Origin of the sequence: Rhodococcus sp. NPDC057135, assembly GCF_042670865.1 — a bacterium.
Taxonomy (GTDB): domain Bacteria; phylum Actinomycetota; class Actinomycetes; order Mycobacteriales; family Mycobacteriaceae; genus Rhodococcus_F.
On the sequence record NZ_JBHUUU010000006.1, the window covers coordinates 214177 to 239338 of the forward strand.

Sequence of the window (25162 nt, forward strand, 5' to 3'; positions counted from 1 at the left end):
CACGGTGGCGGGGCTTCCGAAGCCCCGCCATCGAGGTCAGTTCACCGTGATCGCCAGAGTCGACAGCATGGACCGCAACATGTCCGGCAAGCGAGCGATCATTCGCTGCTCGGTTATCCGAACGGAGACTGGCGCCGCCAGCGTCGCTCGCCACAGCTCCGGCTGATTCTTCATCAGGTTGTTGTAGACCGGGAGCAGCTGATCGTTGATGTAGGTCCACCGACCGTCACGGTCTGCCCAGTTGAAGTCCGGAAGCGGTGTTTTCACAACGACATTGCCCACCGCGAACGAGAGCGGGTTCGACTCGCGTGGCGGCACGACGCCCGGCATGGACGGTGACGCGGCGAAGGTGGTCAGGTAGGTCAACGAGCGACCGACGCTGCCGCGGTACGCCTTCGCCTCGTCCCACTGATCACCCACCGACTGGTACTGCTCGCGTCGCAGCAGACGCACATTGCCGTCGAAGACCGCCTCCGGTGTCCCCGAAGCAATGTTGTTCCACGCGATGCGGGCGTTCTCGTCGAGCAGTCCCGCGCGATCGAGTTCGGCGATGCCGTCGACACCGTCGTGAACCCACGCCATGTGCATGGGAATCAGATCCGAGAAGATGTGTTTGCTCATCGCAATCACCTTGCCCTGGAACCACATCACGTCCTCGGGACGAATCTCGTGGCCGACCTGGAGAAGCGCCGCAATGTCCTCGGGTGCTCCCATCGACGTAGCGACCGGCGACCCGACGCGGTCGATCTCTCGCCACACCAGTGCCATCGCTTCGCTGATCGCCTGGGCTTCCAGCACAACCCGCCCGTAGTCCAAGTCGAGGAGCCCACCGGCGAAGGCGGGCCCCACCATGCCGCCCATGCCTGCCCACTGCAGTTCTTGATGCTCGAGTTGGAGTCGCTCGTAGAACTGGAAGGTGTTGGTGAGGTTTCCGAGATTCGCATGCACACCGTCGAACGGTGTCCACGAAGCGAGATCGATACCTGCCGACTCGGTCCCGACCGCGAGCCAGTACTGCTTGAGCAGGGTCTGATAGCGGTGCGGATTCACTCCCGATGCTCGGGCGGTATCCACCAAAGACCGCAGAGTTGCGGAATCCGACGGGAGTGACGGATGCAGACCACCTGCGGCTTCGGCGTTTGCGTTCACTGCCTCCAGGTCGAGGTAGCTGTCGAGGCCACCGGTGCCCGCGGACGCCCGGCCGCCGAGTACGATCGCTCCGCCGACACCTGCCGAGGCGACGAAAACCGTGCGCGCAAAATCCCTGCGCGTCAGAGACTTCCGCATGCTCATCGTCCCTCGGCTTCGTCGAACGTCTTTGCCAGCCAGGCGATGTCTTGCATGCCCAACTGATCGGTCACAGTCTTGTACAGATTCGTCACGTAGTCGAGCGGCCCGCACTGCGACGGGATCAGGTCCACGTCACCGCCGTCGGCTCGATACGTCTGTGCCAACTGTTCTGCCTCACTGAAGGGGACGAGGAAATCGTCCTCACAGGAGGAGATCAGAAGCTTGGAAGCCGGCGCCTGCTTTCCCAACGTGTTGTCCGCATACGCCTCGGCCAGTGCCGGGATCGTTCGGGGCGCCGGGTTCGTGAGCAGGACGTCGAAGGGAACAAACGGAAGTCCGAGATACAGCGCCTGACAGGACGTGCGGAAGGCTGCGGCCACGTTGTGACCGATCGGAGTGAGGTGATCGTCGAGCCGGATGTCGGGGTAGCCCGCGTCGAATCCGAGAATGCTCGAGAAGACGAATCCCGAACCGATCCCACCGGCAGCCGTCTCCTCGAACGTTGCCGGGTCGATCATCATCGCCTGGATGGCGCTGGCCTGGACGTTCAATTCCGGCGCGTAGTCATGCGCCTGTTCCGCGGCAAACCCCGCCGCGACACCGCCTCCTGCGACCCCGTAGATGCCCACCGGTGTATCTGATTCGAGGCCGGCTTCAGGAAGCGCAAGTGCTGCCCGCACACCGTCGAGCGTTGCCTTGCCCGAGAACTGTCCGATCGAGAACGGATGAGGTGAAGTGTCGCCGTCGTTGCCGACGTCGCTCATCATCACTGCCCAGCCGTGACCGAACATCTCTGCCACCGGGCCGAGCGCCGAGAACATCGCAGGGTCGCTCTGGTTGCCACCGGTCCACTGATGACTGGGCGCGCAGTTCGCGCCCAGGCTGTCGTTCGCCTCGGCGTATCCGATGATCTTGCGATCACCTGGCGCAGTTCCGTCCTCGGGAATCATCAGAATTCCGGTGCTGATCACCTGCCGACCGAAGTGATCAGTGGTGGTGTACATGAGCTGGTGAGCCGAGACCACGTCCGGGCGGACCTGGTAGACCTGAACACTGACCGGACGCGCTTTGAGAAGAGTGCCGGGCGCGGTACCCGACGCGATTTCGGGCTCGTCGAACCACGGATCGTCGGACGAGAGCCCGAGTGGAGTCAATTCGGTGGAAATATCAGCGCCCTGGAGTGCCTTCACGACCAACGGGTTGAACACGTCGGCCAGATCGACGGTCTCCTGCGCACCAGCCGGCGACCCCACCGCAAACAAGGCGACTGCCAGGGCCGATGCCGTTCCGGCGCGCCATGACCACCGTCGCCACGTCGAGTCAAACATCGTTCACGAGTTCCTTACTTTCGGGTAATGAGCACCCCTACACTCCCATTCACCTGCACTAACAGACAAGTCGGGCACCTATCCGTTGGCCGAAAACCTCGATCGGGCTTAGGCTGACGGCACCTGTCCGGCAAGTCTGGCGTGGGAGGTTCGTCTGTGAGTGCACCGACCCGTGTATCGCGAGCTACCGGCGATTCACTGCAAGCTCGACCGCGGCCGTCCAACATCACGTGCAAAATTCTGATGGCCGTGACGGGACTGATCTTCGCCGCTTTCGTGCTCGTCCACATGATCGGGAACCTGAAGGTCTACACCGGAGCCGATCACTTCGACGACTACGCGCACTGGCTACGAACGGTGTTCGAGCCCTTCCTGCCGTACGAGGGACTTCTGTGGATTCTTCGCATCGTCTTGCTCGCGTCGTTGGTCGCACACGTCTGGTGCGCCTGGCTGCTGACCGTCCGCGGACGCCGAGCGCGAGGAAAATTTCGACGTAAAGGCTTGGGAATCAAGTCCTTTACAGCGCGCACGATGCCCGTCACCGGAGCAGTGCTGCTGCTTTTCGTCATCTTCCACATACTCGACCTCACGACCGGAACCCGACCCATCGGCAGCAGCGAGTACGAAGCGGCCACGCGTACACAGAGTTACGCATACGACAATCTGATCGCCAGCTTCGAGCGCCCACTGGTGGCGGCGTTCTACATCGTCGCGATGGCCCTGCTGGCAATGCACCTCGCGCACGGACTTTGGAGTGCGGTCAACGATCTCGGCGTGACCGGTCAACGGCTGCGACAGATTGCCGTTGCACTCTCCGGAGTCTTTGCGCTCGTCGTGATGGTCGGAAACATGTCGATCCCCATCGCAGTGATGACCGGCGTCATCTCGAAGACAGGAGCGTCATAAGTGAACAGCTTCGAACTCGACGATCTGCGCACCATCGGGGCGCCGGTGGACGGTAAGGTCCCGGCCGGCGATCCACAGACCGCCTGGCCCACTCGCAAGCTCGACTACAAGCTCGTCAGCCCACTCAACCGGCGCAAGTTCACGGTCATCGTCGTCGGTACCGGACTCGCCGGCGCGGCCTGCGCCGCCTCACTCGGCGAACTGGGCTATCACGTCGAGTCCTTCACCTTCCACGATGCGCCACGCCGTGCACACAGCGTCGCCGCGCAGGGCGGCATCAACGCCGCTCGCGCTCGAAAGGTCGACAACGACAGCCTTGCCCGCTTCGTGAAGGACACGGTGAAGGGCGGCGACTTCCGGGGCCGCGAGGCCGACTGTTTCCGTCTCGCCGAAGAATCCGTACGCGTCATCGATCACATGAATGCCATCGGGGCACCGTTTGCTCGCGAGTACGGCGGCACTCTGGCCACCCGATCCTTCGGCGGCGTTCAGGTTTCGCGCACCTACTACACGCGCGGGCAGACGGGCCAGCAGTTGCAGATAGCGTCGTCGCAGGCGTTGCAACGTCAGATCGCAGCCGGAACGGTCAACCTCCACACCCGAACCGAGATGCTCGATCTCATCGTTTCGGACGGCCGAGCACAAGGGATAGTCACACGCGATCTCGTGACCGGCGAGATCGGTGCCACCACAGGCCATGCCGTCGTACTGGCCTCCGGTGGCTACGGCACCGTGTTCCACAAGTCCACTCTCGCCAAGAACTCCAACGCCACGGCCGCGTGGCGGGCGCACCGACGCGGTGCCCTGATGGCTTCGCCCTCGTTCATCCAATTCCATCCGACGGCGCTTCCCGTCAACTCCGAGTGGCAGTCGAAAACCATTCTGATGAGCGAATCCCTACGCAACGACGGTCGGATCTGGGTGCCGGCCAAGCCCGGAGACGATCGTGAGCCCGGCGACATTCCCGAAAATGAACGCGACTACTACCTCGAGCGCAAGTATCCGGCGTTCGGGAACCTCTCTCCCCGCGACGTCTCTTCACGGGCCGCACGCGAGCAAATCGACTCCGGTCACGGCGTCGGCCCGCTGAAAAACAGTGTGTACCTGGATTTTCGCGACGCGTTGGCACGGCTCGGCCGCAAGACCATCGAGGAGCGGTACGGAAATCTGTTCTCGATGTATCGCGACGCCACCAGCGAGGACCCGTACACCGTGCCGATGCGAATCGCCCCCGGAGCCCACTTCACCATGGGTGGACTGTGGAACGACTACGACCAGATGACCTCCATCCCTGGCCTGTTCGTCGGCGGCGAGGCCGGGTGGGGATATCACGGTGCCAACCGCCTTGGCGCCAATTCGCTGCTCTCGGCCTGCGTCGACGGATGGTTCACCCTTCCGTACGCGATTCCGAACTATCTTGCGCCGCTGCTCGGATCAGCACCTCTCGAACTTTCCGATCCCGCAGTGACGTCGACGCTCAGTGACGTGAGCGGTCGGGTGGACCTGCTGCTCTCGGTCGGCGGAACACACGGCCCCGACAGGTTCCATCGTCAACTGGGCGAGATCCTCTACGCGGGTTGCGGCGTCACCCGAACGGCCGAGGGCTTGACGAAGGCGATCGCCGAAATCCGAGCACTACGAGGAGATTTCTGGTCGAACCTACGAGTTGCCGGCAGCGGAAACCAGTTCAACCAGGAGTTGGAAAGGGCCGGCAGGGTAGCCGACTTCCTCGAGCTCGCCGAACTGATGTGCGTCGACGCTCTCGATCGTGACGAGTCCTGTGGAGCGCATTTTCGGGCCGAACATCAGACTCCCGACGGCGAAGCACAACGCAACGATCAGGACTGGTGCTTCGTTTCGGCGTGGGAAACCGCCAAGGACGGCAGACACATTCGACACGACGAGCCGTTGTCCTTCACCGCTGTTCCACTGCAGACGAGGAACTACGTATGAAAATCACCGTGGACGTATGGCGCCAGTCCGGACCCGATTCGTCCGGAACGTTCGACACCTACCAGGTGGACGACGCGACAGTGGAGATGTCGCTGCTGGAGCTCCTCGACCGACTCAACGACCAACTCGTGGAGAGTGGCAACGAACCTATCGCCTTCGATTCCGACTGCCGAGAAGGGATCTGCGGATCTTGTGGCATCACGGTCGACGACGTTCCCCATGGGCCGGTTGCGAACACTCCCACGTGCCGTCAGCACCTACGAAGCTTCTCCGACGGTGACCGAATCAAACTGGAGCCGTTCCGCTCCGCAGCCTTTCCCGTGGTCCGAGACCTCGTCGTCGATCGTTCGGCGCTCGACCGGGTGCTCGAAGCCGGTGGATACGTTTCGGTCAATGCAGGAACCGCGCCGGACGCGGACAGTCAGCCGCTCTCGCATCAAAGTGCCGAAGCGGCACTGGACTTCGCCGCGTGCATCGGCTGCGGCGCCTGCGTGGCGGCCTGCCCCAACGGCGCCGCGCACCTCTTCACCGGTTCCAAACTGACCCATCTGTCCCTCGTCACGCAGGGACGCAACGAACGTGGCAAGCGGGCCCGAGCGATGTCGCACCAGATGGAGGCCGATTTCGGGCCGTGCTCGACCTACGGTGAGTGTGCCGACGTGTGCCCCGCGGAGATACCTTTGACCGCGATTGCCGCTGTCAACAAGGAATCCATGCGATTCGGATTGCGGCGCAAGGACAACTGACCGTCACCACGCGCCGATCAGCTTCATCCACGCGCCACCGATGATCGTCCAGATCAGGATGATCACGACGCTCATCACGAACCCGATTCGGAACCATTCCGAAGTCTTGATGTATCCGGATCCGTAAATCACTCCGGCTGGGCCGGAAGCGTAGTGCGAGATTCCGCCGAACAAGCTGCCGATGAAGCCGAACACCAAGGCCGAGAACAGTGGCGGTGCACCGGTTGCCACTGCCGCGCCGAGGAATACCGCGTACATCGCGACGATCTGCGCGGTATTCGACGCGAACAGATAGTGCGCGTAGAAGTAGACCAGCGTCAGGATCGCAAAAGCCCAGATCCACGGCAATCCGTCGACACTCGAAGAGACCTGCGTTCCGATCCACGAGATCACGCCGAGTTCTTCGAGATGACTCGCCATGCCGACCAGAACGGCGAAGAACACGAGCGTCTGCCATGCCCCGGTGTCGTGGACGAGGTTGTTCCACGTCAGCACCTTGGTCACCAACAGGATGCCGATCCCGACGAAGGCTGTTGTGGTGGCGTTGATGTCGAGTTGCGATCCGAGGCACCAGAGCACCAGCAGCAGAACGAAGGTGGCGGCCATGATCTTCTCGTTGCGACTGATCGGGCCTGCCTTGCGGAGTTCCTCCCTGGCTTGCTCGGGCGCCCTCGGTGTCTTCAACATCGTGGGCGGGAAGATCTTCGACATCACCCACGGAATCGCGATGAGACTCGCAATTCCCGGAACCGAGGCTGCGAGCGCCCATTTGCCCCAGGAGATGTCGATGCCGATCTTGGCTGCCGCATCGACGGCCACGGGATTACCCGCCATGGCGGTGATGAACATCGCCGAGGTGACGACGTTGACTTGCAACGACGTGAGCAGCAGATACGCTCCGAGCTTCTTGCGAGAGTCCTCGGGCTCGGGATTGGAGTCCTCCAACTTGCTCAGCGAGACGATGATCGGATAGACGACGCCACCCGCTCGGGCGGTGTTCGACGGCGTCGCCGGAGCAAGTATCAAGTCCGTCAACGCCATTCCGTACGACAAACCGAGGCTCGACTTGCCGAGCTTGGTCACGAACATGAGCGCAACCCGTTTGCCGAGTCCGGTGACCAGGAAGCCTTCGGCGATGAAGAACGACGCGACGATCAGCCAGATCGTCGTGTTGCTGAACCCGGCCAGCGCTTCGCTCGGTGTCTCGGTCTGGGTGATCATGGCGATCGACAGACCGACCAGCGCCACCGAACCCGTCGGCAGGGGCTGCAAGATCAACGCCACGATGGTGCCGACGAAGATTCCCAGCATGTGCATGCCCTTGGGATCCACACCGTCCGGAACAGGCATGAAATAGATGATCAAGCCGAGGATGACGGGAACAGCAGCCGGGTAGTACCGCCTCAGCACCGATTGTTTCGACGGCTCCGACGGCGGTGTCGTTGTCGTTCCAGCGAGAGACTCGGTGCTCTCGGATTTGGCCTCGGACATGTGCATCTCCTCGACTTCTCGCCCCAGGTGATCGCCCCAGATGATTGTCCCCCAAACGTCCGGTTTTCGTGCGGTCAATCGAAGTTCGAGAGAATGCCCTCCTGCGATATCCGTTTCTCTGGATTCCGCAGGAGGGCTCATCCCCGGGCGCGGACTGCGCCCCTCGGGGCGCGACACATCTCCCTCAAAAGGGTGCGCCAATCGATCGACAGGAGGCGCCGGCGTGCCGCAAGCTCGAATCTCGAAGAGATCCTGTTTCGGTGTTGCTCCAGCATGCCGATCGGTGCTCGTCCGCACACGGGTCGAATGGCCGATTCGTCTACCTGTTTTCCGCTCGGCACCGAGTACGCCGACGTTTTGTATCGGCCCACAAACAGGTATGCCACCGGGTAATTGAGCCGTTGTCGGCAAGCGTGCGGCGCCGCCAATCTGGTCATACCTCGGAACCACGATCTGGCGACGAGCGCCCGGCTCACCTCAATCACATTTCAGCACTGACGATTTCGAGTGCCGCGATATGCCGCAAACCACTGCAGCGCCACGCCGAGCCGAGATCGCTGTCCCTTCAGACCGATCAAGGAAAGAATCATGGGAATTCACCGGAGAAACAATCGTTCTCACACCAAACGATCCGTCACGACAGCCGCAGGAGCAGGTGCTCTCGCGCTTGCCTGCACCATCGTTACTACGGGCGTTGCCAGTGCGCACGATTGGTCGCAAGTTGCCATGTGCGAGAGTTCCGGAGACTGGAACATCAACACCGGCAACGGCTTCTACGGAGGGCTCCAGTTCACACAGTCGACGTGGGATGCATACAAGCCGGACGGCGCACCGGCCCGCGCCGACCTGGCGTCGACAGCTGATCAAGTCGCGGCTGCAGAAGCAACCCTCTCAGCTCAGGGCATCGGCGCGTGGCCGGTATGCGGCGCCTACCTCGGCTGGGGCGGAACCACCCCTGATTCGACCACCTCGGCGCCCTCGTCGGCAGGTTCAAGGGGCGACACGGTGACAGTCTCCGCGGGCGATACGTTGTTCAACCTTGCTTCTGCGAAAGGGATTCGTTGGCAGGATGTTTGGGCCAGGAATGCCTGGATCACCGATCCCCACCTGATCTTCGCGGGTGATGTGATCCAATTCTGAAGCAAAACGGCCGAGAGGCAGACCCACGAATCGAGAACATTCGTATCGGGCCGTCGACTGGTTGCTCCATCTATTGTCGGGAGTGTGACGGAATCCGACGCCCCCGAAGACTCGGCTGAATCTCCTGAATCGACTGTGGCCGATCACCCGAGAAAACGCCCACTGTGGCGTGAGATTCTGATCCTCGTTGTCGTCGCACTCGTGCTGAGTGTTGTCATTCAGAACTTCGTCGGACGTATTTTTCTGATCCCGTCGGAGTCCATGGAACCGACACTTCACGGATGCACTGGCTGCACCGGAGACAAGATCCTCGTCGACCGGATCAGTTATCGATTCGGGGATCCACAACCTGGGGATGTGGTCGTGTTCAAGGGACCCGAATCCTGGAACGACGAGTATCGATCCATTCGATCCGACAATTCGGTGGTTCGCGCGCTTCAGGGACTCGGGTCCATCGTCGGATTGGTCCCGCCGGACGAAAACGACCTCGTGAAGCGGGTAGTCGCGGTTGGAGGCCAAACCGTACAGTGTCTGTCCGAGGACGAGGGGCTCAGAGTGAACGGCAAACCGTTGACGGAGCCCTACGTCGACGAGCGTATTCCCGGCAACGGCATCCCCTGCCAAGGAATGTATTTCGGTCCGGTCACCGTTCCCGACGGGAACCTGTGGGTGATGGGCGACAACCGCGCACATTCGAAGGATTCACGATTCCATCTCGAAGACGAACACGGAACTGTGCCTATCGACAATGTGATCGGCAAGGTTCAATTGATCGTTCTTCCCTTCTCACGGTGGGGGACTGTGAGTTCGTTCGATCCGCAGTGACCGACCGAATCAGCCAGTTGGAAGGCATCTTCGGACTACGCGGTCGACACGACTCCGCATTCGGACGATCATCGAGCACATCTGTTGCCGAAGGTAGGAGAACCGCATGCGTGCACGACGCATCACCGCCAATCTCAAGGTCGCCGATGTCGGAACCGCCAGGAGTTTCTACTCCGACTATCTCGGCCTGAGTACCGAAGAGTTCAACATGGGGTGGGTCGCTCGCTACACCTCACCCGACACCGGTGCGCACGTACAGCTCGTCACGCACGACGCGACGGCAGCCGAGGATTCGGTCATCTCCGTCCACGCGGACGACGTCGACGGCGCCTACGAAGAGGCCCGCAGACTCGGCTACGAAATCGTGCACCCCATTACGACCGAAGAGTGGGGTGTTCGCCGATTCCTCGTCAGGGCGCCCGACGGGAACGTCGTCAACATCGTGCAACACCGTGGCTGAACAAACACCGGGACTGAGCACGTGGAAGACGCCGTTCGACGTTTTAGGTCATTTGACCTAGAGTTGAGTGCATGACCGATTCTTTGCAGTATTCAGCCGACGGCCCGATCCTCGTGGCCGGCGGATACGGAACCGTGGGCAGCGCCCTGACGGCCCTGCTCGCCCCCGACTTCCCACTGCTCCTCACCGGGCGTACCCCCGACCGCGGCAACGAGTTGGCGCGCCGTCACGGTGCCACCGTCCGCCGCTGGGACCTCCTCGACCCGACGCCATTCGATGCGTCCGTACGCGCGGTCGTATCGACGGTCAACGATCCCCACGATCGTGTGCTGTCCGCTGCCGTCGAGGCCGGGATCCCCTACGTCGACATCACTCGCTGGACAACCCGCGTCGCCCGCGCCGCAACTCTGTCGGGTCAGATGTCGCCGAGCGCACCGGTGTACCTCTCGTCCGGCTGGATGGGCGGAGTCACCAACGTCGTCGCCGCAGCGTTGGCCGAGGAACTGGGTGGCGCAACCACGATCGACGTCTCGATTCGCTACGACGTCAACGACATTGCCGGGATCGACTCCGTCGACTTCATCGATCGTCTCGGCCAGGATTTCGAGGTGATGCAGCAAGGCAACCCGATCACCGTCAGCCCGTTGACGGATACACGCTGGATCGACTTTCCCGGATCGCGCACCAAGGTCGGAAGAATCGACACTCCGGAACAATTCACATTTCCCATGACCCTGGGCGCCGAAACTGCCAGTACTCGAATCGGTTTCAGTTCCAATGCATCCACAACTGCCCTGCTTGCCGCCAAGAAGGTGGGTCTGTTCCGTTGGGGTCGCGGCGACCGCTTCACGCCACTACGACGCGGTCTCCTGTACTCACCAGGCAAGGGCGGGAGCGCGCAAGTACGCATCGACGTCACCGGCCCGGACGCCGCGGCAAGCGCAACGATCGTCGATCCTCAAGGTCAAGCCCACCTCACTGCGGTGGGTGGCGCGCTGGCCGTCAGACATGCTTTGGCCGACGATGCTCAGCCGGGAGTTGCTTTCCCCGAGTCGCTTCCGAACCCGCGCAGCACCGTCTCCGAGTTGGAGAACTTCGGGGTGGCAGTATTGCGGGCATGACCCCTTCCAAGGGTGCCGCCCGCGCGGCAGCACTTCTCGACGCAGCAGAACAGGTCCTCACCACGCAGGGCAATGCCAACTCGGCAATGCGCGATTTCGCGGCCGCGGCCGGCGTGCGGGTGGGGCATCTGCAGCACTACTACCCCACCCGTGCAGACCTGATCCGCGCAGTGATGTCACGCGCATTGACCCGTTCACTGGATCGTCTCGCCGCCATAACGGATACGGATCAGAGCCTTTCCCGCAAGGAATCCGAGCACTTCATCGCAGTCCTGCTCGGAGAACAGGATGACCAGGCCACCGTGCGTCTGTACGTCGAAGTGTGGGCGATTGCTGCGGCAGACGAGGAAGTGGCGGTGGTGGTTCGAGACTTCTACGCGCAGTACGTCGCACACGTCGAGCGCGCTGTTGCGTGTGCACAACCGGATCTGGATGCTGCGGGCCTTGGTGCAACGGCGCAGACCATCGTGAGCCTGCTCGAGGGTTCCGCCGTTCTCCGCTCAGGCATTGCCGGCCGAAAGTCGCAGGCTTCGGACCGAAAGCTGGTGAACACGCTGCAGTACCTGATTCACGGGTCCTGACTCGGACGTATCGTAAGGCCCATGAGCGTTGCAAACGAATGGAGCCGAATCGAAGCGTGGTGCCGTACACACGCGCGGGTGACGGCTGCAGCGTTTCAACCGGGACTCGGTGAGACCGTCATCGAGGAATTCGAGGCGTCGACCGGCGTCACGTGGCCCGAGGAACTTCGCGACCTGTATCGGGTGCACAACGGCAGCCTGACCCACGACGACCGGACGGGGCTCTTTCTCGGCAGTGTGCTTCCCGACAAGTTCTTCTACCCCATCGACGTCGCAACCGAAGTTCGCCTCACACTCCTCGAAACGTGGGACGAGACGATCTACGAGAATCCGGACCTCTACGCCGAGGACGAGATGGATCGACACGATCAACGCGACGCAGGCACTACCGCAACCATGTTCATCCCCTCGTTCGTTCCCTTTGCCGGACTGGACGAGTACCACTACTTCGTGGACACACGCAGTGGTGCACTTCATCATTGTGTGACCGAATATGCGTCGGACGCCACCGACAACGGGGGTCCGATCTGGGCGTCCATCTCGGTCATGTTGGCCGCCCACGCCACTGCGCTGGAAACAGGATCCACGATAGGAGTGTGGAAACCCGTTGTCAGCAAGGGTGTTCTGGAATGGGAAGTCGACGCATGACGTCAGATCGCAACCCGACCCGCCGCATCCTCGCCGACGGTCGCCAGATCTTCTACTTCGACGACTCCGACCGTTTCCGCGCCCACACTGCGCGAGATTCACGCGAATTGCCGGCGCTCGACCACTCTTCTCGGATGAGGTTCGACGTTCTCACCGGCGAGTGGATCACCATGGCCTCACATCGTATGACGCGAACCCACCTCCCCTCGGCCGCCGATTGCCCGCTGTGCCCGACCAACGAAACACGCACGCCCACAGAGATACCCGAATCGGACTACGACGTTGCAGTGTTCGAGAATCGGTTTCCGAGTTTTGCGTCGCCGCCCGGCGATGCCGCCCACAGTCCCGGAGACGACCCGAGCGATCGCCCAGCTGTCGGCCACTGCGAGGTGATGTGTTTCTCGAGCGATCACACGGCGTCCGTCGCCGAACTTCCGCTCGAACGCATGCGCACGATTGTCGGTGCCTGGATTTCTCGGACCGAACAGTTGTCGGCGGATCCAGATGTGGAACAGGTTTTCTGCTTCGAGAATCGGGGCGAAGAGATCGGGGTGACACTCACCCATCCGCACGGACAGATCTACGCATACCCTTTTCTCACGCCACGCACCCGATCGATGCTGACGCGGGCAGGCAAGCACTTCGAGCGCACCGGTCGCTCACTGCTCGCCGACGTTCTGGCATTCGAGCGCAAAGACCAGACGCGGTTGATCTACGACGGCGACCACTGGAGCGCCTACGTTCCGACTGCTGCACGATGGCCCATCGAGATTCACCTTGCGCCGCACCGCGACATCCCGGACCTTCCGTCGCTGAACGACGCAGAACGCGAAGAGCTTGCGGTGGTCTACCAAGATCTCCTCCGTCGTATCGACCGCTTCTATCCGGGCGTTGCCCGGGTACCGTACATCGCGGCCTGGCACCAAGCCCCGGTGCGCATGGACCGAACTCTGGGTCGCCTGCATCTTCAACTGTTCTCGATCTTGCGTGCTCCCGGCAAACTCAAATACCTCGCCGGGTCCGAGTCGGCGATGGGCGCATGGGTGAACGACACACTTCCCGAGGCAGTCGCGGCCCGCCTGCGGGAGTTGAAATAGTGGATCCTGTCTCGAAAGAATCTGTACTCCAACAGTTCCACGACACCTACGGATATCCGGCAACCGGGGTCTGGGCGGCGCCCGGTCGAGTCAATCTCATCGGCGAGCACACCGACTACAACAATGGCTTGTGCTTGCCCGTCGCTCTCGAGCAGCGAACGCTGGTAGCCGCCGCGCTGCGCAACGACAGGACCGTGCGCGTACACAGTCGGCAATCCGACGAGACATACTTCGGGTCCGTCGGCGACATCGCAGCAGGATGGGCCGCCTACCCCACGGCCGTGATGTGGTCGCTGGCGCGCGAAGGTCTTTCCCTCGAAGGAATCGATCTGGCGGTCGACTCGTCGGTGCCGGTCGGGGCCGGGCTGTCGAGCTCCGCTGCCCTCACCTGCTCTGTTGCGTTGGCCGTCAACGATCTTCACGGTTCTCCGTTCAGCCGAGATCAGCTGGTGAAGATGTGCATCCGAGCGGAAAACGAGGGCGTCGGCGCACCGACAGGCGGGATGGACCAGACCATCGCCCTCTTTGCCAGACCCTCGACTGCGTTGCTGCTGGACTGCCAGGACGGATCCACCGAACCCATTCCATTCGATCTCCACAATGCCGGCTTCGAACTGATCGTCGTCGACACCCGGGTCAAACACTCGCTCGCGGACGGACAGTACGGGTTGCGCCGCTCCCAATGCGTCGACGCTGCAAAGGCTCTCGGCGTCGACAGTTTGCGAGAAGCAACTGCAGATCAGGCCGAATCGTTGCCAGATCCGCTTCTCCGGACACGGGCACGGCACGTCGTGGGCGAGATCGCACGAACACGGCAAGCAGCAGAACTCCTACGCAACAGCAGATTCAGTGGCGTCGGAAAGCTGTTCGACAACTCCCACGCGTCGTTGCGTGACGACTTCGAGGTCTCGTGCGAAGAACTCGACGTCGCCGTTACCGCAGCACGACGCGGCGGTGCGATCGGCGCCCGGATGACCGGTGGCGGCTTCGGAGGTTCGGCCATCGCATTGGTTCCGGAAGGAAGGGGTGCGGAGGTCACCGCGTCGGTGAACCGCGAATTTGCAGCGCGGGGCTGGCGAGCGCCCCACTTTCTCACCGCCGTTGCCGGGGGTTCGGCCACCCGGCTGTGAGCGAACGGCACTTTCAGCGCACTGACGGCGCCAAACGTACCGTTCGCTCCGGTTGGGGCGCCTCGAGATCCCCCTCACATAAATAGTCATCTCAGATGCGAATTATGTAGGTTCAGGTCATGCAACTGACGCAGTTCACCGATCTGGGATTGCGCGTCGTCATGCGGTTGGCCGTACTCGACGCGGATGCCTCCCCCAGTACCCGGGATGTTGCGCAGCAGCTCAACGTGTCGTACTCCCATGCCACCAAGGTGGTTACACGACTCGGCGAGTTGGGCATCGTCACAACCAGGCGCGGCCGCGGCGGTGGACTGTCCATCACCGAACTCGGCCGCACCGCCACCATCGGCTGGCTGGCCCGACGCCTCGAGGGGCCAGGCGAGGTCGTCGACTGCGAAGGCGACAAGCCGTGCCCACTGCGCGGCGGTTGCCTCCTTCGAAGTGCGTTGCGCGAAGCTCAGGAAGCGTTTTTCGTCTCACTCGACGCGGTCACGATCGAAGACGTCATCCGTCAGCCGTCCAAAACTGTTCTGCTTCGCCTCACCACCCGGAGCGACGAAGCAGGCTGATCAACCGAATTTCGACCGAACGGAGCAGCTCATGCTTTCCCCACAGTCAACCGAGGTCATTCGCGCCACCCTTCCCGTGGTCGGCGCTGCCATCGGCGATATCACAACCCTGTTCTACCGCAAGATGTTCGACGCACATCCCGAACTCGAGCGCGATCTGTTCAATCGAGGCAATCAGAAGCAGGGTGAACAGCAGAAAGCACTCGCGGGCGCTATCGCAGCATTCGCGACACTGCAGCTCGAACCCGACAGTGCCAAAGTTGATCTCATCCTTTCTCGTATCGCTCACAAGCACGCGTCGTTGGGCATCACCCCTGACCAGTATGCGATCGTCCACGAACACCTCTTCGCCGCAATCGTCGAAATACTCGGCGAAGCAGTCACTCCCGAGGTCGCGGCAGCATGGGACGAAGTCTACTGGCTGATGGCCGAAACTCTCATCACGATGGAACGGGGCCTCTATCAGCTCGCTGGGGTCGAGGCCGGTGACGTGTGGCGAACTGTCAGAATCAGTGAGCGCGTCCTTCAATCCGCCGACACCGTGTCACTGACCCTCACCTCGCTCGACGGCAGTGCACTGCCCACCTTCGCTCCCGGACAGTACCTTTCGGTCGGCGTGGTGCTTCCAGACGGCGCTCGCCAGATTCGTCAGTACAGCTTGTGTTCGGTGCCGAGCAGCGCAGACTGGCGGATCAGTGTGAAGCGAATCTCGGGAACTCCCGACGGCGAGGTGTCGAACTTTCTCTACAACAACGTATTCGAAGGACAAGAGCTCTCCGTCACCACACCGTTCGGTGATCTCACGATGCCCGACGACGACTCACCACTGCTCCTCGCGTCGGCCGGAATCGGTTGCACACCGATGATCGGCATGCTCAATCACCTTGCGGACACCGGTGCACAGCGTTCCGTCTCCGTCATTCATGCTGATCGATCCATCGCCGATCATGCTCACCGAGCAGAACTCAGCACGCTCGTCGAGAAGATTCCCGCCGCAACCTTGCACCGCTGGTACGAGGATCTCGGCACGCACGTACCGTTCGGATCGGTACACGAAGGACGGGCCGATCTGCGCGATATCACTGTCGAACCAGACACCCAGGCGTTCCTCTGTGGGCCGATGCCGTTCATGTTGGCGATGCGCGCATCGTTGCTCGAACGGGACGTCCCGGCGCAGAATATCCACTACGAGGTCTTCGGACCGGACAGCTGGGCCAATACCTGAGCGGAGCCGACATGACGGAAGAGCAACCGGTGGAAACTCTTTCGCGGTGGTCGGATTCGGGAGCGATGTGGCGGGTTCTGCACAGAACCCCCACATCGATCACGGTGTCACTACGACGCTGCGACGACGGCGAGGAAGTGGACCGGCTGACATCGTCCGATCCAGATCTCCTCGCGTGGATCGGTGACCGCTCCGGCAGCGAGGACTGACCGGACCACTGTCTGCGAACTGGACCTTGGCGCGCGACCGCAACCCCTTGTGTACTCGACGAGACATTCATACCGAGTAGTGGGAGACCGACATGATCACGTCAGCGTCGATGACTGGTGTCGCGCTGATCGCCCTCGCGATGGTTCTGACACCGGGCCCCAACATGATCTACCTGGTGTCCCGCAGCATCAGCCAGGGTCGCCGAGCCGGTTTGATCTCACTCGGCGGCGTCGCCACCGGTTTTCTGTTCTACCTCGCCGCCACGTGTGCCGGTCTGACAGCGGTTCTCTTTGCCGTTCCCACGGTGTTCACCGCGGTGAAGATCGGCGGCGCCGTGTATCTCGCTTATCTCGCCTGGTCGACGCTACGACCGGGTGGGAAGTCAGCCTTCGAGGTGGGCGAAGTCGATCGCCACGGCAGCGGGCGTCTGTTCGGGATGGGTTTGACCACCAATCTGCTCAATCCCAAGATCGCTCTGATGTACGCGGCGCTCATCCCCCAGTTCGTCGATCCCTCTGCCGGCCCCGTCTGGCAGCAAGCGCTGATACTCGGCGGGGTGCAGATCCTGGTGGCAGTCACCGTCAACGCGTTGATCGTATGCAGTGCGGCAGCCGTGTCGACCTTCCTCGTGGCACGTCCGGTGTGGATGCGCGCTCAGAAGTGGCTTGCGGGTGGCATTCTCGGAATCTTCGCCACCCGCATGGCACTCGAGTAGTCTTCAGTCCTTCGGACGCTGGTCGATCAGGCGACGCGCTTTGCCGATCGAGCGTTCGAGTCCGCCGGGTTCGAGAACGTTCACCTCGACCGTGACACCTATCTTGTTCTTCACCAGCTTCTGCAACGCGGAAGACGCTGCCGCGTGATCCGAGACCGCCGCATCAGGGCGGGCCTCGACGCGCACCGTCAGGGTGTCCATACGGCCCGGTCGGTCCAGTACACACTGGAATTGGGGCGCCAGTGCGGGGACGGTCAGGATCAGTTCTTCGATCTGCGTGGGGAACAGATTGACGCCGCGAAGGATGATCATGTCGTCGGTCCTGCCGGTGACTTTCTGCATCCTCCGCATCGAGCGCGCCGTGCCGGGCAACAGTCGGGTCAGATCCCTGGTGCGGTAACGAATGATGGGCAGCGCCTCCTTGGTGAGCGAGGTGAAAACCAGCTCACCTTCCTCCCCGTCCGGCAGCACCTCGCCCGTGACCGGATCGATGATCTCCGGGTAGAAGTGATCCTCCCAGATATGGAGCCCGTCTTTGGTTTCCACACATTCCATTGCCACGCCCGGGCCCATGATCTCGGAGAGTCCGTAGATGTCGACGGCATGCATGTCGAGTTGCTGCTCCAGCTCGGTCCGCATCTGTTCGGTCCACGGTTCCGCTCCGAAAACACCGACCCGCAGTGAGGTTTTGGAGGGATCGATACCCTTCTTGATCATCGCATCCACGATGGTCAGCATGTACGACGGAGTCACCATGATGGCGTCGGGTTCGAAATCCTCGATCAGCTGGATCTGCCGCTCTGTCATGCCACCGGACATGGGAATGACCGTGCAGCCCAATCGCTCCGCGCCGTAGTGGGCTCCCAGCCCGCCGGTGAAAAGTCCGTATCCGTAAGCCACGTGCACCTTGTCCGAAGATCGCACGCCGCCGGCCGAGAGACTGCGGGCGATGAGATCGGCCCAGTTGTTCAGGTCGTTGCTCGTGTATCCCACCACCGTCGGGCGCCCGGTGGTTCCCGACGACGCGTGAATCCGCGAAACCTGGTCCTGTGGCACCGCAAACATCTTGAACGGATAGTTCTCGCGCAGATCCGCTTTCGTGGTGAAGGGGAATTTCGCGAGATCGCTCAGGTCCTTCAAGTCACTCGGGTGAACGCCGGCGTCGTCGAACGCTTTGCGGTAGTGCGGAACATTTGTGTACGCGTGCATCAGGGACCACTGCATCCGCTCGAGTTGCAGCGTTGCGATGCGGTCTCGGCTGGCGAATTCGATCTTCTGCGCGGTAGCAGCATCTGATGACACAGCAGGATCCGATGAAGCGGTGGCGAGTTCGGTCATGATTGTCTCCGGTGGGCTCAGTGAGTGCGCGGGGTACGGGCGGTCAGGCGTCGAAATCGACTGTTATCTGTTCACCGACAGGAAAGGTCTGGCAGGTCAGCACGAAACCCGCGTCGACTTCGTAGTCTTCGAGTGCGTAGTTCCTTCGCATCTCGACGTCACCGCAGGTGACCTTGGCACGGCAGGTGCCACAGACTCCGCCCTTACACGCGAAGGGTAGATCCGATCGGTACTGTTCCGCTGCATCGAGAATCGACTGATCTCGCGGAAGTGTCGCGGTGGTCGATCGACCGTCGAGCGTGATGGTGACTTCACTGCCTGGTCCGACTATTCCGGGCTCACGATGCACGGCGACCGGCGGCGCGACATCGTCGACGTAGAACAGCTCGTGATGAATGCGGTCCTTTGCAATTCCCAAGCCGGCCAGCACTTCCTGGGCGTCGTTGACCATCCCGAACGGGCCACACAACCAGAAGCCGTCGACCTGGTCGCAGGGAACCAGAGAGGTGAAGATCTCACGCAACCGGTCGGCGTCGAGACGGCCCGAGAACAACTCGACCTCCCGTGGCTCGCGCGAGAGAACGTGAATGACGTCCAGACGCGCACCGTACCGGTCCTTCAGGTCGGCGATCTCTTCGGCGAACATCACCGAGCGCGTACGTCTGTTCCCGTACAGCAGGGTGACGTCGGCCTCGGGGTTCGCTAAAAGTGTTGCAGCGATGGACAGCATGGGCGTGATGCCGGAACCTGCTGCGATAAGAACGTGTCGTCCTCCCAATGCGGGATCGGCGACAAAATTGCCCGAGGGGCCCTGCACGTCGATTTGATCCCCGGCCTTCACGTCGTGCACCAGCCAGGTGGAGAAGAGTCCGTCCGCTACTTCGCGGACCCCCACCCGGGGAGACGCCCCTACCGGTGCACAGATCGAGTACGAACGACGGTGCTCGACGCCGTCGATCATCCGTCGCAGTGTCAGTGACTGCCCGGCGCCGAAATCGAATTGATCGGCGATGTCGGTGGGCACGTCGAAGGTGACGGCAACTGCGTCGTCGCACAGTGATTCGACATCTGCCACCGTCAACGGGTGAAAGGGTTTGTTCCGGTTCGTCGTTGCGGTACTCATCTGTTCAGATCTCCTTCACGTGATCGAACGGCTCGAGGCAGTCGAGGCAGCGATAGAGCGCTTTGCACAGGGTCGCACCGAATTCCGAACTCAGTCTGGTGTTTGCCGAACCGCACTGGGGGCACAGGATGTCGCGCGGCTTGGCCGTCAAGGTCAAGGCGATCGGGCCGGAGGTGCGACGCGGCGCGGCCCCCGGCACCGAGTACCCGGCCGTCCGCAGTTTCGCCAGTCCCTGTTCGCTGATCCAATCCGAACTCCAGGGCGGCGACAGTTGAGTCTTGATCTGGACGCTGCCGTACCCCGCGTCGGTCAGTTTGTGCTCGATGTCGTCTCGCATCGTTGCCATGGCGGGGCACCCGGAATAGGTGGGAGTGATTGTCACACAGACGAAGTTCGCTTCGACGTCGACCGATCGGATGACGCCGAGATCGGCCAAGGTCAACAGTGGCATCTCCGGATCCATCACCGAGGCGACGATCTCCTGCGCGGAAGAGACAGTAGTGGAAGAGACGGTAGTGGCAGTCACGGTCACCACACCCCTTCCGGATGCTCCCGAGCAACGCTCTGCATTTCGGCGAGAAGCAGCCCCAGCGCCCCGGTGTGCAGTCCGGCACGCCCGCCGCGGCCGCCGACGAAACCGGAGAAACGTGCAGGGGGCTCTTCCATTTCGGCAGCGTGCAGGACCTGGGCAAGTACGGCGTCGAACTCCGGCCGAACAGTGCGCGGATCCACTCCGACACCAACTTCGGCCAAGACGAGTTCGTCCGGTGTGGGAACAAAGAGCTCGTCCACGAAGGGGAAGATCTCGAGCAGGGCGGCGGCGGTCCGACGCTTGGATTCTGCTGTGCCGGCGCCCAACGTGACGACCCACCTTGCCGCGTAGTCGCGGTGGTAGGTCAGTTCTTTGACGCCCTTGTTCGCCACTGCCGCGAGGACCGGGTCCCGCGACGTGCGGAGCCGATCGAACAGCGCCAGCCGCCAGGTCGAGAACACGAGGAGCCGAACGACCGTGTGCGCGAAGTCGCCGTTGGCGAGCTCCACCAGTCTCACGTTGCGGAAGCCGAACTGATCACGAAAGAAGGCAAGCGCATCTTCAGCCGGCACGGGCGATGTGTCCGAGATGAACGGAACCACAGTGGAATCGGCTGCTGCTGCGCGAGCCAGCAGCAGCCTGGCCTGTCCGATCAGATCCAAGCCGACGTTGGCGAGAGCCACCTCTTCTTCGAGTTCCGGTGCCCGCGTCGACCATTCGGCGAGGCGCTGCGAACTGACGAGCGCGTCGTCGCCGAGCATGAGGCAGTAGCGCGCCAGAGCACCGAGATCGACGTCATCCGGCACCGTGGTGTCGACTCCGGCGAGGGGGTCGTCGAAGCTGGTTCCGAACGCCCACTGACCGTGGCCGTCGCCGTCGACCAGGCCGTCGTAGGCACTGTCGTGATCGTTCATCTGTTGGTCCTCGAAGTCGAAGTGGTGTCTCACATGTGGGGAACGGAGTCCGGGATGTCGTAGAAGGTCGGGTGCCGGTAGACCTTGTCCCCGCTCGGCGCGAAGAACGGATCCTTCTCCGCCGGACTCGAAGCCACGATGTTCGTGGAAGGCACGACCCAGATGCTCACGCCTTCGTTACGTCTGGTGTAGACGTCGCGCGCGTGGCGTAGGGCCATCTGATCGTCCGCCGCACGCAGTGACCCGACATGCACGTGGTTCAGTCCGCGCTTTCCCCGCAGAAACACCTCGTACAAAGGCCATTCGCCCCGTACCTGATCGTTTTCGCTCATGATGTTTCCCCAGTCGTGAGATCGTGCGCGATTCTCTCGCGCTGTGCAAAGGCGTAGGCGGCGTCACGGACCCAGGCTCCGTTGTCGTGGGCAGCTTTCCGATTGGCGATCCGCTCGACGCTAGCGGCACCGTTACCGCGGACCACGTCCATGAATTCACTCCAGTCCGGCTCACCGAAATCGTGTGCACCACGTTCGGGGTTCCAGCGCAGATCGGGATCGGGGAAGCTCACACCGAGTACCTCGGCTTGCGGTATCGACATGTCGACAAATCGCTGTCGCAGTTCGTCGTTGGTGTGTCGCTTGATGCGCCACTTCATCGACTGTTCGGTGTTCGGCGACTCGTCGTCCGGGGGTCCGAACATCATCAGAGCGGGCCACCACCATCGGTCGACGGCTTCCTGCACCATCGCGCGTTGAGCGTCCGTGCCTCGCATCATCGTCGCCAACAACTCGAAGCCTTGCCGCTGATGAAACGATTCCTCCTTGCACACACGGATCATCGCGCGTGCATACGGCCCGAAGGAGCTGCGGCACAGCGGAACCTGATTGCAGATGGCGGCTCCGTCGACCAGCCATCCGATCACTCCCACGTCGGCGTAGGTCAGTGTCGGGTAGTTGAAGATCGAGGAGTACTTCTGCTTTCCCTCGATCAGTTTGGTGGTCAGATCACCGCGATCGGCACCGAGCGTCTCGGCCGCGGAGTAGAGATACAGACCGTGCCCGGCTTCGTCCTGCACCTTCGCCATCAGGATCGCCTTGCGTCGCAGCGACGGCGCCCGGGTGAGCCAGTTTCCTTCGGGCTGCATCCCGATTATCTCGGAGTGCGCATGCTGGGCAACCTGACGGATCAGAGTCTTGCGGTAGCCGTCCGGCATCCAGTCGCGAGGCTCGATGCGCTGGTCTGCCGCAATCGTCTCGTCGAACAAGTTCTGCAGGTCTTGTGGAGCTTCCACGTTGGTCATCGTACCTACCTTTTATTACCGAATGATCGGTTGGTAACTAGTATGCACCGAGGTGTCCCAGCACACAAGAGAATCTTTCAGCGCAATCGAATCAGCGGCCCGCGAAAACCGGCTTCTGCTTCGACAGGAACGCCGCGACAGCGCCTTGATGATCTGCCGTGGAACCCAACTCCACCTGCGCACTCGCCTCGGCCTCCAACGCCTGGGAAAGCCCGGGAGCGGCTGCCCTGATCAGTGATTTCACGTGCGCGAAGGCGGCGGTGGGTCCGTCGGCAAGTCGACGGGCAACCGAGCGAGCCTCGGCCGCAACGTCCTCGTCGGCCACCACCCGATGGACCAATCCCCACTCCAACGCACTCTGCGCGTCGAACTTGTCGCCGAGCAACATCAGGCCACTGGCGCGGCTCGGTCCGAGCGCGTGCACGAGCGCATGACTGAGCCCGGAGTCACTCGCCAAACCGATGCCGGTGAATGCAGTCGCAAAGCTCGCGTGAGCCCCGACCACCCGGATGTCACCGGCCAACGCAATTCCCAGCCCGGCCCCGACGCAAGCGCCGCCGATGCCCACCACCACCGGGACGGAAAGCGTCGACAGCGCCGTGACCATCGGGTTGTAGTGCGCCTCGACCGTGTCCATCGCGTGCCCCGGATCAGCGTTCAGAGCTGCCGCGTGCTCGCCGAGATCCTGGCCGACGCAGAAGTTCTTGCCTTCGGCGAGAATCAACAAGGCTCGCACGTCCGCGTCCGCGTGGACCTGCAGCAACGCTTCGAGCAGCTGAGCCTTCATCTCGCCGTTGACGGCATTGGCGGCCTTCGGCCGGTCGAGAGTGATTGTCGCCAGACCTTGCTCGATCTCCGTGTGGATCACGTCAGTCATCGATATTCCTTTCGCAGGCGGTTCGGTTCAGTTCCACGTGTGAAAACCCTGTCCTGTCTTGCGCCCCAACTCGCCGCGAGCGACTTTCTCCCGCAGCAGTGCCGGTGGAGCAAATCGATCACCGAGCGTGCTCGCGAGGTGCTCGGCGATCGCCAGGCGAACATCCAGCCCGACAAGATCCGTGGAACGCAGCGGCCCCATCGGATGCCGGTACCCCAGTTCCATTGCCCGGTCGATCGACTCCGCGTCCGCCACACCCTCTTCGAGCATCCGGATGGCTTCGAGCCCGAGACCGACACCAAGCCGGCTGGTCGCAAAACCAGGTGAGTCGTTGACGAGAACCTCGGCTTTGCCGAGCATCGACACCCATGCTCGTACCGAGTCGACCACGTCGGGGCGGGTGTGAGGTGCCCGAACGATCTCTACCAACAGCGACGCCGGGACGGGATTGAAAAAGTGCATACCGATGAATCGCCCCGAGTCCGTCAGTGCAGCGCCGAGTTCGGCGATCGACATGGAACTGGTGTTGCTGGCGATCACGGTGTGTTCTCCGGCAACGGTTTCGGCAGCGGCGAGAACCTCGACCTTGAGCGCCGCGATTTCCGGGACCGCCTCGACGATCAGGTCGAGCGACGACGGCAAGGAGGTCACTGCGTCCACGACGTTCACGCGCGCCAGCACCGTCGCAGGGTCCTGGCCGTCGAGCTTCCCTCGTTCATGGGCTCGATCGAGGCCGGTGGACACACGCTGCACCGCCGCTTCGGCGTCTCCACTCTCCGCGATGGTGACCGACCCGCCGAGCGCGGCGAACACCTGGGCGATACCCGCACCCATGCGTCCACCGCCGATGACGCCGACGGCCTTCGGTGCAACTACGTCAGTCATGATTTCTTCTCCAGGAAGGCCGTCATGCGATCACGCTTGTCCGAACTCTCGAACAGGACGGCTTGGGCGATGTCGTCAGCAAACGGATGGGATCCGGGCGCGTCGACGATGATCTTCGTCAGCCGCAATGCCAGCGGGGACAGTCGGGAAATACGGTCGAGCAGCTTATGTGCAGCGTCGACATGACACTTCGGTTCGGTCACCTCGACAACAAGCCCCGCTCGCAGCGCCTGCTCGGCGTCGAGGTTCCTGGCACCGAGGAGCACCTGCTTCGCGATCGAGACGCCGACGAGCTTCGGCAGCCGATAGCTCGCGCCGGCAGCCGCCATTATCCCGAGATTGGGCTCGGGATTACCGAAGACCGCCGTCGTCGTCGCGATGCGAATGTCGCAGGCATAGGTCAATTCGGCCCCACCGCCGAGCGCGTACCCGCTCACGGCGGCCACGGTGGGTAGCGGGAGCTTTCCGATGCGGTCGAACAGCGTGCGGTTGATACCCGCAAACGCTTCGTCTCGCCCGCGCTCACGGAGCTCTGCGATGTCGGCACCACCAGCGAAGTGGTCTCCGCGCCCGGCAAGCAGGAGCAGCTTCGGATTCTGTTCGAGGTGCCGACAAACCTGATGTAGTTCGTCGATCATTTCGGCGTTGATCGCGTTGCGTTGCGCGGGCCTGTCGAGGGTGACCACGACGCGATCCTCACGCTCGTCCACGTGCAGGGTGTTCACATTCACTCCTTCTTGCTGTCCTACATTAATAACCGA

General features: G+C 62.2%; 27 protein-coding genes. 15 read left to right on the forward strand and 12 right to left on the reverse strand.

Features of this window, described 5'->3' with window-relative positions; genetic code table 11:
• Positions 1 to 36: 36 nt before the first annotated feature.
• Together ACFT1A_RS13970 and ACFT1A_RS13975 are read right to left on the reverse strand one after the other, a co-directional pair.
• Positions 37 to 1287 (reverse strand): Tat pathway signal protein, encoded by a 1251-nt coding sequence (locus ACFT1A_RS13970; RefSeq protein ID WP_378447465.1) that lies wholly within the window; start codon positions 1285 to 1287, stop codon positions 37 to 39.
• A gap of 2 nt (positions 1288 to 1289) precedes the next feature.
• On the reverse strand, positions 1290 to 2618 hold the full coding sequence (locus ACFT1A_RS13975; RefSeq protein WP_378447466.1) for a lipase family protein: 1329 nt from the start codon (positions 2616 to 2618) through the stop codon (positions 1290 to 1292).
• 156 nt (positions 2619 to 2774) lie between these two features.
• Between ACFT1A_RS13975 and ACFT1A_RS13980 the strand changes: the two genes are divergently transcribed.
• Genes ACFT1A_RS13980 through ACFT1A_RS13990 form a run of 3 tightly spaced genes read left to right on the forward strand, consistent with a single transcriptional unit; the run spans position 2775 to position 6223 of the window.
• On the forward strand, positions 2775 to 3524 hold the full coding sequence (locus tag ACFT1A_RS13980; RefSeq protein ID WP_378447467.1) for a succinate dehydrogenase cytochrome b subunit: 750 nt from the start codon (positions 2775 to 2777) through the stop codon (positions 3522 to 3524).
• Positions 3525 to 5477, forward strand: a complete 1953-nt coding sequence (locus tag ACFT1A_RS13985; protein ID WP_378447468.1) for a fumarate reductase/succinate dehydrogenase flavoprotein subunit — start codon at positions 3525 to 3527, stop codon at positions 5475 to 5477.
• On the forward strand, positions 5474 to 6223 hold the full coding sequence (locus ACFT1A_RS13990) for a succinate dehydrogenase/fumarate reductase iron-sulfur subunit (protein ID WP_378447469.1): 750 nt from the start codon (positions 5474 to 5476) through the stop codon (positions 6221 to 6223). Before ACFT1A_RS13985 ends, ACFT1A_RS13990 begins: the two co-directional genes overlap by 4 nt.
• A 3-nt stretch (positions 6224 to 6226) precedes the next feature.
• Here the strand turns inward: ACFT1A_RS13990 and ACFT1A_RS13995 are convergent, their stop codons facing one another.
• Complete coding sequence (locus ACFT1A_RS13995) at positions 6227 to 7714, reverse strand: anion permease (protein WP_378447470.1); 1488 nt, start codon at positions 7712 to 7714, stop codon at positions 6227 to 6229.
• 588 nt (positions 7715 to 8302) lie between these two features.
• Between ACFT1A_RS13995 and ACFT1A_RS14000 the strand changes: the two genes are divergently transcribed.
• From ACFT1A_RS14000 to ACFT1A_RS14055, 12 genes are all read left to right on the forward strand, one after another.
• On the forward strand, positions 8303 to 8854 hold the full coding sequence (locus ACFT1A_RS14000) for a transglycosylase family protein (RefSeq protein ID WP_378447471.1): 552 nt from the start codon (positions 8303 to 8305) through the stop codon (positions 8852 to 8854).
• 57 nt (positions 8855 to 8911) lie between these two features.
• Positions 8912 to 9679: a signal peptidase I gene (lepB, locus tag ACFT1A_RS14005; RefSeq protein ID WP_378447599.1), complete on the forward strand. Its 768-nt coding sequence runs from the start codon at positions 8912 to 8914 to the stop codon at positions 9677 to 9679.
• Between the two features lie 106 nt (positions 9680 to 9785).
• Positions 9786 to 10139 carry a VOC family protein gene (locus ACFT1A_RS14010; protein ID WP_378447472.1) on the forward strand — a complete coding sequence of 118 codons (354 nt, stop codon included), beginning with the start codon at positions 9786 to 9788 and terminating at the stop codon, positions 10137 to 10139.
• Between the two features lie 71 nt (positions 10140 to 10210).
• Complete coding sequence (locus ACFT1A_RS14015; protein ID WP_378447473.1) at positions 10211 to 11260, forward strand: saccharopine dehydrogenase family protein; 1050 nt, start codon at positions 10211 to 10213, stop codon at positions 11258 to 11260.
• Positions 11257 to 11841, forward strand: coding sequence for a TetR family transcriptional regulator (locus ACFT1A_RS14020; RefSeq protein WP_378447474.1), 585 nt, complete (start codon positions 11257 to 11259; stop codon positions 11839 to 11841). Before ACFT1A_RS14015 ends, ACFT1A_RS14020 begins: the two co-directional genes overlap by 4 nt.
• A 21-nt stretch (positions 11842 to 11862) precedes the next feature.
• A complete protein-coding gene (locus ACFT1A_RS14025) occupies positions 11863 to 12489 on the forward strand; it encodes an SMI1/KNR4 family protein (protein ID WP_378447475.1) in 627 nt (208 codons plus the stop codon).
• A complete protein-coding gene (gene galT, locus ACFT1A_RS14030) occupies positions 12486 to 13586 on the forward strand; it encodes a galactose-1-phosphate uridylyltransferase (RefSeq protein ID WP_378447476.1) in 1101 nt (366 codons plus the stop codon). The genes ACFT1A_RS14025 and galT overlap by 4 nt, the downstream gene beginning before the upstream one ends.
• Entirely contained in the window at positions 13586 to 14716 is a 1131-nt protein-coding gene (gene galK / locus ACFT1A_RS14035; protein WP_378447477.1) for a galactokinase, read from the forward strand. The genes galT and galK overlap by 1 nt, the downstream gene beginning before the upstream one ends.
• A gap of 119 nt (positions 14717 to 14835) precedes the next feature.
• The gene (locus tag ACFT1A_RS14040) at positions 14836 to 15285 is read left to right on the forward strand and encodes an Rrf2 family transcriptional regulator (RefSeq protein ID WP_003943059.1); all 450 of its coding nucleotides are present in this window, start codon (positions 14836 to 14838) and stop codon (positions 15283 to 15285) included.
• A gap of 31 nt (positions 15286 to 15316) precedes the next feature.
• A complete protein-coding gene (locus ACFT1A_RS14045; protein ID WP_378447478.1) occupies positions 15317 to 16510 on the forward strand; it encodes a globin domain-containing protein in 1194 nt (397 codons plus the stop codon).
• 11 nt (positions 16511 to 16521) lie between these two features.
• Positions 16522 to 16719, forward strand: a complete 198-nt coding sequence (locus tag ACFT1A_RS14050) for a hypothetical protein (RefSeq protein ID WP_378447479.1) — start codon at positions 16522 to 16524, stop codon at positions 16717 to 16719.
• A 92-nt stretch (positions 16720 to 16811) separates the two neighbouring features.
• Positions 16812 to 17435 (forward strand): LysE family translocator, encoded by a 624-nt coding sequence (locus tag ACFT1A_RS14055; protein WP_378447480.1) that lies wholly within the window; start codon positions 16812 to 16814, stop codon positions 17433 to 17435.
• A gap of 3 nt (positions 17436 to 17438) precedes the next feature.
• On the opposite strand, the gene paaK is transcribed toward ACFT1A_RS14055, so the two are convergent.
• From paaK to ACFT1A_RS14100, 9 genes are all read right to left on the reverse strand, one after another.
• Positions 17439 to 18773, reverse strand: coding sequence for a phenylacetate--CoA ligase PaaK (paaK, locus tag ACFT1A_RS14060; protein WP_378447481.1), 1335 nt, complete (start codon positions 18771 to 18773; stop codon positions 17439 to 17441).
• Between the two features lie 43 nt (positions 18774 to 18816).
• On the reverse strand, positions 18817 to 19896 hold the full coding sequence (paaE, locus tag ACFT1A_RS14065; RefSeq protein ID WP_378447482.1) for a 1,2-phenylacetyl-CoA epoxidase subunit PaaE: 1080 nt from the start codon (positions 19894 to 19896) through the stop codon (positions 18817 to 18819).
• 4 nt (positions 19897 to 19900) lie between these two features.
• Positions 19901 to 20359, reverse strand: coding sequence for a 1,2-phenylacetyl-CoA epoxidase subunit PaaD (gene paaD, locus ACFT1A_RS14070; protein ID WP_378447600.1), 459 nt, complete (start codon positions 20357 to 20359; stop codon positions 19901 to 19903).
• 65 nt (positions 20360 to 20424) lie between these two features.
• Complete coding sequence (paaC, locus tag ACFT1A_RS14075; RefSeq protein ID WP_378447483.1) at positions 20425 to 21342, reverse strand: 1,2-phenylacetyl-CoA epoxidase subunit PaaC; 918 nt, start codon at positions 21340 to 21342, stop codon at positions 20425 to 20427.
• A 29-nt stretch (positions 21343 to 21371) separates the two neighbouring features.
• Positions 21372 to 21674, reverse strand: coding sequence for a 1,2-phenylacetyl-CoA epoxidase subunit PaaB (gene paaB / locus ACFT1A_RS14080; RefSeq protein ID WP_378447484.1), 303 nt, complete (start codon positions 21672 to 21674; stop codon positions 21372 to 21374).
• Positions 21671 to 22639 (reverse strand): 1,2-phenylacetyl-CoA epoxidase subunit PaaA, encoded by a 969-nt coding sequence (gene paaA, locus ACFT1A_RS14085; protein WP_378447485.1) that lies wholly within the window; start codon positions 22637 to 22639, stop codon positions 21671 to 21673. The genes paaB and paaA overlap by 4 nt, the downstream gene beginning before the upstream one ends.
• Before the next feature lie 91 nt (positions 22640 to 22730).
• Positions 22731 to 23516 carry an enoyl-CoA hydratase-related protein gene (locus ACFT1A_RS14090; RefSeq protein ID WP_378447486.1) on the reverse strand — a complete coding sequence of 262 codons (786 nt, stop codon included), beginning with the start codon at positions 23514 to 23516 and terminating at the stop codon, positions 22731 to 22733.
• Positions 23517 to 23543: 27 nt separating this feature from the next.
• Complete coding sequence (locus ACFT1A_RS14095) at positions 23544 to 24401, reverse strand: 3-hydroxyacyl-CoA dehydrogenase family protein (RefSeq protein WP_378447487.1); 858 nt, start codon at positions 24399 to 24401, stop codon at positions 23544 to 23546.
• On the reverse strand, positions 24398 to 25126 hold the full coding sequence (locus ACFT1A_RS14100; RefSeq protein ID WP_378447488.1) for an enoyl-CoA hydratase/isomerase family protein: 729 nt from the start codon (positions 25124 to 25126) through the stop codon (positions 24398 to 24400). Before ACFT1A_RS14100 ends, ACFT1A_RS14095 begins: the two co-directional genes overlap by 4 nt.
• Positions 25127 to 25162 lie beyond the last annotated feature (36 nt).